7 protein-coding genes and 2 pseudogenes are annotated in these 12,246 nt (G+C 64.7%); 5 read left to right on the top strand and 4 right to left on the bottom strand.

Annotation, left to right across the window (positions count from 1 at the left end; all coding sequences use genetic code 11):
- Positions 1-126: 126 nt before the first annotated feature.
- Positions 127-1,497: pseudogene (locus GSQ79_RS09830) on the top strand (L-serine ammonia-lyase); the annotation flags it as partial.
- A 1,389-nt stretch (positions 1,498-2,886) separates the two neighbouring features.
- On the opposite strand, the gene GSQ79_RS09835 reads toward GSQ79_RS09830, so the two are convergent.
- Entirely contained in the window at positions 2,887-3,129 is a 243-nt protein-coding gene (locus GSQ79_RS09835) for a methyl-accepting chemotaxis protein (protein ID WP_368669935.1), read from the bottom strand.
- Between the two features lie 281 nt (positions 3,130-3,410).
- Between GSQ79_RS09835 and GSQ79_RS09840 the strand changes: the two genes are divergently transcribed.
- From GSQ79_RS09840 to GSQ79_RS09850, 3 genes are all read left to right on the top strand, one after another.
- Entirely contained in the window at positions 3,411-4,349 is a 939-nt protein-coding gene (locus GSQ79_RS09840; protein WP_158808539.1) for a hypothetical protein, read from the top strand.
- Between the two features lie 2 nt (positions 4,350-4,351).
- Positions 4,352-6,631 (top strand): fasciclin domain-containing protein, encoded by a 2,280-nt coding sequence (locus tag GSQ79_RS09845; RefSeq protein ID WP_158808540.1) that lies wholly within the window; start codon positions 4,352-4,354, stop codon positions 6,629-6,631.
- Positions 6,632-6,805: 174 nt separating this feature from the next.
- Positions 6,806-7,711 (top strand): HAD-IA family hydrolase, encoded by a 906-nt coding sequence (locus GSQ79_RS09850; RefSeq protein WP_158808541.1) that lies wholly within the window; start codon positions 6,806-6,808, stop codon positions 7,709-7,711.
- A 312-nt stretch (positions 7,712-8,023) separates the two neighbouring features.
- Here GSQ79_RS09850 and GSQ79_RS09855 read toward each other — a convergent pair whose 3' ends face one another.
- From GSQ79_RS09855 to alr, 3 genes are all read right to left on the bottom strand, one after another.
- Complete coding sequence (locus GSQ79_RS09855; RefSeq protein ID WP_158808542.1) at positions 8,024-9,040, bottom strand: hypothetical protein; 1,017 nt, start codon at positions 9,038-9,040, stop codon at positions 8,024-8,026.
- A gap of 186 nt (positions 9,041-9,226) precedes the next feature.
- Complete coding sequence (locus tag GSQ79_RS09860) at positions 9,227-10,492, bottom strand: D-amino acid dehydrogenase (protein ID WP_158808543.1); 1,266 nt, start codon at positions 10,490-10,492, stop codon at positions 9,227-9,229.
- A gap of 9 nt (positions 10,493-10,501) precedes the next feature.
- Positions 10,502-11,638 (bottom strand): alanine racemase, encoded by a 1,137-nt coding sequence (gene alr, locus GSQ79_RS09865; protein ID WP_158808544.1) that lies wholly within the window; start codon positions 11,636-11,638, stop codon positions 10,502-10,504.
- A 134-nt stretch (positions 11,639-11,772) separates the two neighbouring features.
- On the opposite strand from alr, the pseudogene GSQ79_RS09870 reads away from it, so the two are divergent.
- Positions 11,773-12,233, top strand: a pseudogene (locus GSQ79_RS09870) (Lrp/AsnC family transcriptional regulator).
- Positions 12,234-12,246: the final 13 nt, after the last annotated feature.

The following is a 12,246-nucleotide window of genomic DNA, read 5'->3' on the forward strand; positions in this document are numbered from 1 at the left end:
ATCCGCGGCCGTATTCCCACCCGGCCCCAAGAGGCCCGGTATAAGGCGAAGTATGAGAAGATGAACAAACGCAGCCCTTCCGCTAATCCTGTCGTTCTCCCGCAAGCCCGACGTCAGCCCTTTGGCGTTGCCGATCTCTTCAAGGTTGGCATCGGACCATCATCCTCCCATACGGTCGGTCCGATGAAGGCGGCCGCCGAGTTTCGTGGGACGCTGACATCGGGGATGCATGACGGTCGGCCGCTGGAGGTTGCCCGCCTCCGCGTCGTTTCGCATGGATCTCTTGCTTGGACCGGAAAGGGACACGCCACGGATCGCGCTATCGTGCTCGGTCTTGCTGGGGAACGGCCGGAGTCGATCGATCCCGATCAGGCCGAGGCGAAGGCTCGTCGCATCGATATCGACAAGCGTTTGCGTCTGCGCGTCGACCTGGAGATCGATTTCGATCCTTCGACGGACGTCGTCTTTGATTTCGGCGAACCGCTTGGACGACATCCTAACGCGATGACCTTCGAGGCGTTCGGTCGTGGCGGCGCGCTGCTGCTGCGCGAAATCTGGTATTCGGTGGGCGGCGGCTTCGTCGAGCGCGAAGGCGACGATGTCGATGGCGCGCACTTGTCCCCCGCGGTCGTTCCCTACATCTATGCCAACGCCCGCGAACTGCTGTCGTTGGCCACGCAGACGGGCCTTTCGGTGGCCGGTATCGCGTTGGCCAACGAGGAAGCAAGGAGTTCCGAGGCGGAGGCATACGCCTACGTGGATCGCATCGCGGCCATCATGGCCGACTGCATCGAACGCGGCCTGTCTCATCGCGGCATCCTGCCAGGCGGTCTGAAGGTCCGTCGACGCGCCGCCGAGATGCATTCCAGGCTCGTGGCGAACCGCTTCGCGAACGTTCGTCCGCCCAACGAGGCAATGGATTACGCGTCGGTCTACGCGATGGCCGTGAACGAGGAGAACGCCGCCGGCGGGCGCATCGTCACCGCGCCGACAAACGGGGCCTCGGGCGTCATCCCTGCGGTCGTCCGCTACTATCGGGAGTTCCACGAGGGCGGCAACGACGGCATCCGGACGCTCCTTCTCACCGCTTCGGCCGTTGGCGACCTCATCAAACGGAATGCCTCCATCTCCGGCGCCGAGGTCGGCTGCCAGGGCGAAGTCGGATCGGCGGCGGCCATGGCGGCTGCCGGGCTCTGCGCGGCGCTCGGCGGAACCCCGCAACAGGTCTTGAATGCCGCCGAGGTCGGACTGGAACACCATCTTGGCATGACCTGTGACCCGATCGGGGGCCTGGTGCAGATACCCTGCATCGAACGCAACGCGTTCGGCGCCGTGAAGGCCATCAACGCGGCCTCGCTTGCTCTCCACGGCGACGGGTCACATTTCGTGAGCCTCGATCAGGTCATCGAGACGATGCGGCAGACCGGCTTCGATATGAAGTCGGCCTATCGCGAGACCTCCCGCGGCGGCCTCGCCGTCAACGTCCCAGAATGCTGAGCTATGTGGGAACCGGCGCCCGCTATAGCCCCGAGGAATACCGACTTCATAACTTATATAACATCGCCATACATCGAGCCCGTCTAAGAGGATGTAGACGGATTCTCTTGAGATCATCGTTGTTCGATCGCGCTGTTTATGAGACGAACTACTGCGCGTATCATAGATGGCGCGCTGCCTGCGTTGGGGCTTCGACATCAACGATTAACGCCGCCTTTCCCCCCTGGATGGCGGCGTTTTTCGTTTGTTCCCAAATGGGCATGGTTTTTGACGGCTGCGGTATGCAGGTCGGGGATCCTTTAGCATTTGGCATCGATTGGGATAGGTCGACTTCCAAAGATGCATTCGCGCCTAGGAATGCCGAGGTGTTATGCCAAACTATAACTGAATTGACGTCTTCTATTACCGCCGTGGCGCCGTGGCGGCGTGTCTAGTCAGTAGTTCCAGCGGTTTCAATGGTGACAGCGACTGATCCAGGCGACGTGGCTACCGTCCCAAGACCGCGTTGACGTTTTCATTGGCCGATGCATGCGGGTCTGCTATGCGGAAGCTGCCCTCGCGCGAGGCATAATGGCGTCTTATGTTGCAACGCAGTGCAACATAGGAGCAGATGCAGATGCGCTCGATTATCGAAGCGATTGGCGGACTCGCTGCCGACGAGGTTCGCCGGTTGGGGAAGCGGATGCTTTCCGATTGTGGTTTAACGGGAGGAGATAGCGAGGGCTTCTTCGAATATGGGAGCATCAAATGCCCGCTTCGCCGAACGGAGCGATGTCCGCGGTGGATATACGAGGGCCGGATGGCGGCACGGAACGTATGCAAGCCATCGAGGTCCGTAGTCCAAGGCTTTTGGAACGGGCCTTCACCTTGCGCCGAACCGCGTCTTCACCGACGATGACCTGGAGGTCGTGAGACGGAACCGGCGCGGCCACAAAGGCGATCTACGACACCTTGACTCCTATTCGGGGCACGCGGGTCGCGCTCATTCGATGATGACGCGAGCGGCAAGCAATCTTGAACCGTACCGGTGGTGGCGGCCTTCTTCGTGCCAGGGTCTTTACGGGGCGTGATGCGGAAAGGTCCTCCTGCCGGGGACTGCAGACCTCTTCGCAGGTGCATGTCTGGCGGAGCGGCGTTGTAGCGCCCTTGTCGGCTCCTCCACCATGGCGGCGGTCTGCTGAACCTCGTGTCCACTTATCCTACCGCGACGTTGATTTCGGCGATGCCGGATGCCTGTTCGCGCGATGCTGCCCGAGATCCGGCAAACGATTGCATCCATAGTCGACACCTGTTCGATGATGTCTTTGAGCGCGCCGCCGGTCTCGTGGACGAGGGCGACGCCGTTGGCGACGTGAAGCGTCGAGACCGAGGTCAGATCCTTTATCTCATTTAGCGGATCCGGCGGACCTTTGCGCGAGGGTTTCGCACTTCGGGTGCGACGACCGCAGGTCCGCGTCCCGCGTCGCCGGTCCTTGCGGCTTCAACCCCCGCGTTGAGCGCAGGCAGATCCGTCTGGAACGCGATCTCGTCGATCAGGCCGATGATGTTCGTGAATTGGGCGGAGGCCTCCTTGATCTTGCGCATCACGGCTTGGGCGTCCCCGGCGATGACGCCCGAACACTCCGCCGCGATGGGCGTTTCTCACTGCTACGGCCGATCCGGTCGCGTCCGTTCCTGACCGTCGCCGTCAATAGATTCTGGGCGGCGACCGTCTCTTCCAGATTGGCCGCATGTTGCTTGGTCCTGCGCGACGTGTTGTGCGACGAGGTCGCGATTCGATCAGCGCCCGAACTCCCGCTCGACGAATAGAGAGTTGATTTCGTCGAACGCCGTCTCTATTCTTTAAGCATTATAACGAAGTCAGATATGACTATAACCAAGTCTGATGCTTGGCGTCGGGACGGAGGCGGACTATGGGACTTATGCTGTTGAAGGCGGGGTTTCGCTGCCTTGTCGTATCGGCGTGCGTCTGGTTCTCCATACCCGCCTTCGCGGATCCCGCCGAGCGCCCGACGACCATGAACAAGATCATCAAGGAGGTCGTGGACGACCTGCGCGTCAATCGTGCGGGCGGCGGATATGACATGAGCAAGGCTTTCACGCAGGATCTGAAGTATGGATCGGATTGCTGCGTCAAGGCTTCCCACCCGCATCTGACCATGTGCGTCGCGGCCTCTTCGGAGATCATCATAGAGACGCTCAACAGGTACTTCCATCAGACCGGCGACGGGAAGCCGTTCAGCGATCTTCCGATGCGGAGTTGGACTTCGGGCAGCCGTCAGTCGATCAGGTCGTACGTGTTCATGTACGAAGGGACCGGCTCGCGGGGGACCGGGTTTGCGCTGGCCCGCTTCGGGATCGGAGGGGAGAAGCCGTTCAAGGAACTGGCACCGTACGACTTCATCAACATGAATAGGACGGGCGGAAGCGGCCATTCGGCCGTCTTCATCGCCTACCTCAAGCCCGATCAGACGGAGACGAGCGAGTACTCGTCCGACGTGATCGGCTTCCACTACTTCTCGGCGCAGGGCAAGGGCAAGCCGGATGCCGGTTTTGCCGACAGGTACGCCTTCTTCGACACCCATTGTCCATCCGCGGGCACGAAGATCCCGCGCGACTGCAAGATCATCAAGAGCGCCAACCTCGCGTTGATCGACGGCGGTGAACTGTGGAGTCCGAAGTACTGGCGGACCGCGGAGGCAAAGGAGGCCCTCGTCAAGGATGTGCGGCGGGGGATCGAGGACGCCTTTCCCGGCACGGATCGCGGGTTCATCGACAGCCGGCTGGATGCCGAGTTGAGCCAGGAGCTGTCGCCCAACCTTTCCACGTTCACCGGCGAGACGACCGATTGACCATGCACGCGCGCTGGCTGCATCCCGCCGCATTGCTGATGCTCGTGGTCGTCGCGCATCTCATCGCTGCAGGCGACGTGCGCGCCGAGGACGCGCCGCGTTTCGCGCTGCTGATCGGCAACTCTTCGTACGGTGCGGATGGAGCGCCGGCCAACGGGACGACCGCGCTCCCGGACCTCCACAATCCCTGCAACGACGTCATGCAGGTCGGCGCCGCGCTGGTGATGAAGTCGCATTGGAAGGACGAGGATGTGAAGGTCGTCTGCGATGCGGACAACCTGACGATGACCGGCCTCCTGAACGATTTCATCGTCCGGTTCCAGGACGCCACCAACCCGACCGCGCTTCTCTACTTCGCCGGGCATGGCGTCCAGGTCAGGGGACGCAACTACCTTTTCGGCGCGAGGGCCGCACCCGATCTCAAGAAGGCCACCCGGCTCTTCCAAGGGGACCCGTACGCACGCCTGTTCATCAACGAGGCGCAGGACCTCAACCTTCGCATCGCGTCGGACGTCGGGATGATCCTGAACGGCGGCGTCATGCTCATCGTCATGGACGCCTGCCGGACCAACCCGCTGCTTTCCGAGATGAAGCGTCCCGGCGGCATCGCCGAAGTCGCCGGGATCTCGCCGGTGAAGATACTGATGGGCGTTGAGAACGCGTTCTCGACCTCGGAGGGGGCGCCGGCCTCCGATGGCATCGGGGACATGAGCCCTTACGCGGAAGCCTTCATCAAGCGTCTAGATGAGCGCGGGAGCATCAACGACGTCCTCGACGAGATCGCCACGGACGTATACAGGCGCACGATGACCGGCCGCCTGCAGCAACCCGACAAGAGCGGTCACTTCCTCCAGCCACCGACGCCCTGCTTCCCGGACTGCAATGCGGCGTCCCCTATCGACCACGTCGCGACCGAAGGCGCGCAGCACGTGAACGCGGGCAGTTCCCCGCCGGCGGCGCTTGCCGGTTCGCGCGGCGTTCCCGCGCTGGCGCCTGCCTCGGCCGTCGTCCCGAACGCCTCGGCGGCTTTGAACGCCGACAAGGGCGTCGAGGACGCCGCGCCTAAATCCGAGATCGCGGTCGATATCCTCTTCTGCGATGGCGACGACAGGTCGGCGTCGAGGCGCGCGACGGCAGACACGATCGCCTCGAAGCTTCGCGAATCGATTGGGAGGCAGAAGGTGCACGCATCCTCGGTCGTATCCAGCGTTCGCGTCAGGGCGCTTCCGGCCTCCGAGAACCTGAAGCCCGACCTTTCATACGACGGGGACGTCATCCAATACGATCCGTCCGACAAGCGGGCCGTGCAGTGGGGTGACGTCGTCAGGGCAGGCTCGCCGAAGCCTCTGACCTTCAAGGCGCCCCTCGTCCGCGTGGCGGATTATCTCAGCGTCTACGTCTGCGACGGGACCAAGCTGTCCGAGGACACGCGCCGCGTCTACGTCCAACTCGCCAGCCAGAACCAGGAGTTCATCGCCCGCAAGGTGCTGTCGGACGTCAGGTCGAGCTTCGACACGTTGGCTGTCGCCGACGAACTCGAACTGCGCCCGGCGTCGCCGGACAGGTCCGAGGTCCGCTTCTACAAAGGCTCCGACAAGCCGTTCGCGGAGGGCCTGGCCAAGGTGATGCAGGCTCGCATCGGCCGTGCCGTCATCGCGAAGGAGATCGATGGCGTCCGCGTGAAGCCGGGCCTTTTCGAGATGTGGTTCGGCAAGGACGTGAACGGATTGCTACTGCAGGCCAACGTCTATTCCTGCGGTGGGATCGATTGCGGCGGGAACGGGACGGCCGTCGCGGCCGCCCGGGAGGCGCAAGGACATCGCGTGGCGGTGGGCGGCGCGCCGATGCTGGAAGCCAACAAGAACGTATCCGAGGATCACACGACCCTCGTTTCCGCCGTGAAGGCGGCCGGCCTGGTCGACATCCTAAGCGGGCCTGGACCCTTCACGTTGTTCGCCCCGACCAACGAGGCGTTCGCGAAACTGCCGCCGGGCAAGGTCACGGATCTCCTGAAGCCGGGCAACGCTGCCGAATTGAAGGACGTCCTGAGCTATCATGTCATCCCGGGGAAGTTGACCACTTCGAACCTGAAGACGTTGATCAAGGCGGGGAATGGAAGAGCCGTCATCACGACCGTTCAAGGCGAACCGCTCACCTTCGAACAGAGCGGTAGCGACATCCTGCTCATGGATTCGAAGGGCGGCGTGGCGAAGGTGACGATCCCCAACATTATGCAGTCGAACGGCATCATGCACGTGATCAACACCGTCATGGTGCCGTAGTGGACTGCGGATAGATGCGCCGTGACCGGCTTCGACGAGCGGTCCCGGCGCCACCGTTAGACATGCGCCGAAAACCGCCGACGACTTAGCTTGCTCGTTGTTGATATTTTTAATATCTATCCCATATCAGGTGGCTCGTTCGAACGGCGTCCGCACGGGCGTATGGAGAGGCCATTGAACATCAAGATCACCGCTGTCGCGGCGGAAGACGGCTTAACGCACCCTCTTCCCCGCACGACGGCGGGCAGGCCGCGGATCGAACTCGTCGTCGTCGACCTCGACAACACGTTGTACGATTGGATGGCCGCGTTCATCCCGGCACTCTACGAACTCGCCCTCGTCGCATCGGAGATTCTCGGCGCCGATCTCGAGGTGCTCCTCGACGAGCTTCGGGAGGTCCATCGTCTCCATGCGGACATCGAGCATCCGTTCGCGCTGCTGGAGACGACGACGGTCCGCGCCGCCTATGGACCGCACGGGCGGCAACGGGCCCTGGCCGCCCTCGATCCGGCCTTCCTCGCGTTCAACCGCTATCGACGCAGGACCCTCCGCTTCTACGACGGCGTCGAGGCGACGCTTCGCGCCATCGCGGATGCCGGGGTTCCGATCGTCGGCTACACGGACGCCCGCATCGTCAACGCCTCCTTCCGCATCCGGAAGCTGGGTCTTCGTCGATACCTTTCCCGCTTCTATGCGCCCGCAAGCCTCCTGGGCGCGGCCGTCATCGAAGACGACTTCGTTCGCGCGCTGGCACCCACCGATCGCAAACCGGATCCGGACATCCTGCTGAGGATCTGCTCGGACCACGCGAAGTCCCCCGGCCGCGTCCTCTTCGTCGGCGATAGTTTGACGAGGGACGTTCACATGGCGGTCTCGGCCGGTTGCCGCGCTGCGTGGGCACGCTACGGAACCGTTCACGACCCGGTCCTCTGGGCGACGCTGCTGCGGGTGAGCCACTGGACGTTGGAGGACGTCGCTCGCGAGCGGCGCCTCGCGGCCTCGGCGGCCGCCGACCGCCCCGATGCGGTGCTGGACAGGTTCGACGAACTGCTGGACGTCTTCGACATCGGCGGGGCCTAGCGCTGCGATGTCGGGGGCGAAAGCGCGACTGGCGTCTAGGGCCGTTCGCCGCGCCTTTGGCGCGGAGGAGGGGCTCCAGATGATCGAGCGGACCGCGTCGTAAACGTACGGATCACATCGCGAGCGGTACGAGGCCCACGGTGGGATCCCGGTCGAGGCGGCGCACGCGGCGGCATCGGGCCTTTCGGTGTTGGCGCGATTACGCCGAACGTCCTCACGTCCTCTTCGCTGCCGACGTGCGACTCGACGCGCTTGGCCCAACCCTAGGGACCGCCGCCCCCTTCGAAAAGCCCGATCGGATGGCCGACAACGCTATGGATTCGAAGCGATCAGATCGTCGAGCGCCTGGAACTGCACGCCCCGTCCGACGATCTCGTATTGGAGGACTTCGATGCCGAGCACGGACAAGGCCTTCTGGAAGAGGTCCGAATCCGGAAGCCGCGAAGTGACGAGGACCTTCCGCAACCCGTCCTCGTGCCCCTGCGCGTAGACGAGCAGTTGCCCGATGGCGGTGAAATGCGGTTGCGCTCCCGTGGAGGCCTTTATCTCGAACAGGAGGCCGCCAGTCTTTTCACCCCTGTCGTGGACGGCGAGATCGGCCCGCAACCCGCCGGTAAGCGATACGGGGCGTTCGTCGTATCCTGCTTTGCGCAGCGCTTCTGTCAGCGCGTTCTGGACCATGCCGTGGCGTCGCTTGAACTCGATCCGGCCCGCCACGCGATCGTAGGCGCCATCCTCCTCGTTCTCCGGCACGCCTGCCTTGCGCGCCGCCCCCTTCAGCGCCCAGGCGCTGAAGTCGCCGGCGTGCCCGCGGCGGATCTTTCGGATCCTTTCCGCCTGCTTGACGTAGGCGGCCAGATCGGCGAGGTCCGATGCCCGATCGACGTCCGCGATCACGAACATCTCGCGTTCGACGTCGCCGTCGGCCACGGCCGTGCGGACGAACCCCTCGATGAGGAGCGCGAATGTCTGCCGTCCGACGGCGAACTTGTTTCCGCCGAGGCCGCCCTGGTGCGCGAGAAGGAGGCGCCCGGCGTCGTCCTCGACGACTTGCCCGTTGGAATGCAGGGACCGCCCTGCGGGGATCTTGACCTCGATGCCGATCTGCCAATGCGGCTGCCCGACGCCGAAGGCGAGGATGCTTCCCGGCTCCTCGCCTATGGAGGCCCAGATCCCAAGGTCTTGCCGCAGATGGGTCGGGGCGTCGCGGTATTCCCCGCCCGGTGATTTGAACGTGTGGACGGAGTGGACCGCTCCCTTTGCGAAGTTGCGCAGCAGGGCCTTCCGCGCGGCGACCTGCCGCTGCTCGTCGATCACCAGGGTGTGCATGCGAGGGTTTACTTTCTCTCCGTTACCAGGACGGTTCGAGGGTCCGGGTCGAGGGGATGTCAGGACGTCGTATGGATGGCGCGTCGGCAGAACTCTACACCGTGTGCGCCGCAGATCCGGAATCGTCGACGAAGCTCCTCCGTTCGTTTCGGGCCCGGTCTCGACGGACCAGGTCGGACGCTGCCCTCAGCCGGCAGCCTGGTAGCGATCGAGCGCGAGATCGTCGCTCGGGATCTCCGGGGTGCGGCCCGATATCAGATCGGCCAGCAGCCTGCCCGAACCGCATGCCATCGTCCAGCCGAGCGTACCGTGCCCGGTGTTCGCGTAGAGGTTCGCGATCCGCGTCGGACCAACGATCGGCGTGCCGTCCGGCGTCATCGGCCTCAGGCCGGTCCAGAAGTCGGCCCGGTCGAGGTCGCCGCCCATCGGGAAGAGGTCGCGGACCGAGCGCTCCAACGTCCTCCTCCGGGGCGTCCGCAGCACGTTGCTGAACCCGGCGAGTTCCGCGGTGCCCCCGGCTCGGATACGCTCGCCGAGGCGGGTGATGCCGACCTTGTAGGTCTCATCCATCACCGTCGAGGTGGGCGCCGCGGTCTCGTCGGTGATCGGCAGGGTCAGCGAATACCCCTTGACCGGATAGACCGGGATGCCGATCCCGAGGGGACGCAGGAGGGCCGCCGTATAGCTGCCCATCGCCGCCACGTATGCGTCGGCGCGCAGGATCTTGCCGTCCGCGCCCTCGATCGACTCGATGCGCTCGCCATCCAAACGAAGTCGGGCGACCGATGAATCGTACCGGAAGGTCACCCCCATCCCCTCGCAGATGGCGGCGAGGCGCTGCGTGAACAGGTAGGCGTCACCGGTCTCGTCGCCCGGGAGGCGAAGGCCGCCGACGTAGACGCCCGGCACGAGCTTCAGCGCCGGTTCGGCGGCCACGCAGCCGCCCGGATCCAGCACCTCGTAGGGCACGCCGAAGGCGTCCAGGACGCGCGTGTCGTCGCCGACGTGGTCGAGTTGCTTCCGCGTCCGGAAGAGTTGGAGCGTCCCCTTCTGCCTGTGGTCGTAGAGGATGCCGGTTTCGGCCCGCAGGTCGCCGAGGGCGTCGCGGCTGTATTCGGCCAGCCGGACCATCCGACCCTTGTTGCGCCGGTAGGCCTCCTCGGTGCAGTTGGCCAGCATCCGCGCGAGCCAGCCGTAGAGCGCCGGGTCGAGCCGGGGCCATAGCACCAATGGACGGTGGCGCATCATCATCCACTTCAGGGCCTTCACCGGAATGCCCGGGGCGGCCCAGGGGGCGGAATAGCCCGGGGAGACCTGGCCGGCGTTGGCGAAACTGGTTTCCAGGCCGACCCCAGGCTGGCGCTCCAGCAGGGTGACCTGATGGCCAGCCTTCGCAAGGTAGTATGCCGAGGCGACGCCGACGACGCCGCCCCCCAGGATCATGACGTGCATTGGATGCCCTCAAACGTCGATGTAGGAGCGATGGTAGCGGTGGCCGAGGCCGGCCAGGATCTCGTAGCCGATCGTGCCGGCGTCCGCGGCGACCGCGTCGACGTCGCGGCCCGCCCCGATGATGTGGACGAGGGCGCCCGCGCCGAGCGCGTCCGCCGGGATTTCGGTGACGTCGAGGATGATGCTGTCCATGGACACGTGGCCGACGACCGGAAGCCGCCGGCCCTTCCACCGGACCTCGCGCACGGCCGAGGCGCTGCGGAGGAATCCGTCGGCGTAGCCGACGCCAACGGTCGCCAGGCGGCTGTCCCGCGTCGTCACGGCGGAGTGGCCGTATCCGATCGGCGTTCCCGTCGGCACGGACCGTACCTGGATGACGCGGCCGCACAAGCCGACGACCGGTCGCATCGGGCCGGGTCGCCCGGCTTGCGGGGCGAGCCCGTAGAGGGCGGCCCCTGGGCGCACCAGATCGAAGTGGTAGTCGCGGCCCAGGAAGATCCCGGAGGACGCCGCGAGGCTTGCCGGGACCCCGGGGAACCGTCGCCTCACGTCCCGGAAGGCTGCGAGTTGGCGGACGTTCGCCGGATTCTCCGGATCGTCGGCGCACGCCAGGTGGCTCATCAGCAGTCTCAGGTCGATGCCCTCGAACGCCTGCGGATCATCCAAGAGCGCCAACGTCTCGTCGATGCTGAGACCGAAGCGGGCCATGCCGGTGTCGATCTGCAGGATGGCTGGCAGGCGCTCGCCCCGCCGCGCCGCGAGCGCTTTCCAATTCCCGATCTGCCCGCGGTCGTTGAGTACGGGAACGAGGTCGTGGTCGCGGCAGACGGCCTCGCCGCCGGGCAATGTCCCGTGGAGCACCGCGATGTCGAACGCGGGACCGAGCACCTCGCGAAGCGTGGCGCCTTCGCTCGCATGCGCGACGAAGAAGCTGCGGCAACCGGCGCGCGCCAATGCCGGCGCGACGCGTCGGACGCCGAGCCCATAGGCGTCGGCCTTGATGACGGCGGTGCATGTCGCCGTGCCCACCAGGCCCTGGAGCAGGCGGTAGTTAGCCGCGATCGCGGCGAGGTCCACGGTCAGGGTGGCGCCGGCCGCCTCTGAAGGGACCGGCGGCGGTGCCCGCGTTCGATCGGTACTTTGCATCGCTGGCCATTCCGATTGGGACGGACGTAGAGTGCAACGAAGGATCGTCGAATTTCCCCGTTTAAAGTCGAATGATCTCGCGTTTTTATTGCTTCGATGAAATTTCTTATCAAAGGTTGGAAGATTGTTGGAGGCTGGACTTGGACAACATCGATCGGAAGATTATTCAGGTGCTCCGGTCGGACGGCCGCATCAGCAATGCGGACCTTGCCGAAGCGGTGGGCCTCTCGCCTTCGGCCTGCCATCGGCGGGTTCGGCTCCTCGAGGGCGCGGGCGCCATTCGTGGTTACACGGCCCTCGTCGGCGGGCCGGTGGACGAAGGCGGCCTCGTCGTGATCACCCAGTTGACGCTGGATCGTCAGACGAGGAGTTCCTCGATCGTTTCGAGGCGGCCGTCAGGCGTTGCCCCGAGGTCCAGGACTGCTACCTGATGACCGGGATCGCGGATTACCTCGTCAAGATCAAGGTCCGGGACGCGGCCGATTACGAGCGCCTGCACAAGGAGGTCTTGTCGCGACTTCCGGGCGTGGCCCGCCTTCAATCCAGCTTCGCGATAAGGACCGTCGTGTCAGGTGCCGACCGGCGCCAACCCTGAGCGGAGGAAGTCG

It is taken from the genome of Beijerinckia sp. L45 (assembly GCF_009765775.1).
Classification (GTDB): Bacteria; Pseudomonadota; Alphaproteobacteria; order Rhizobiales; family Beijerinckiaceae; genus RH-AL1.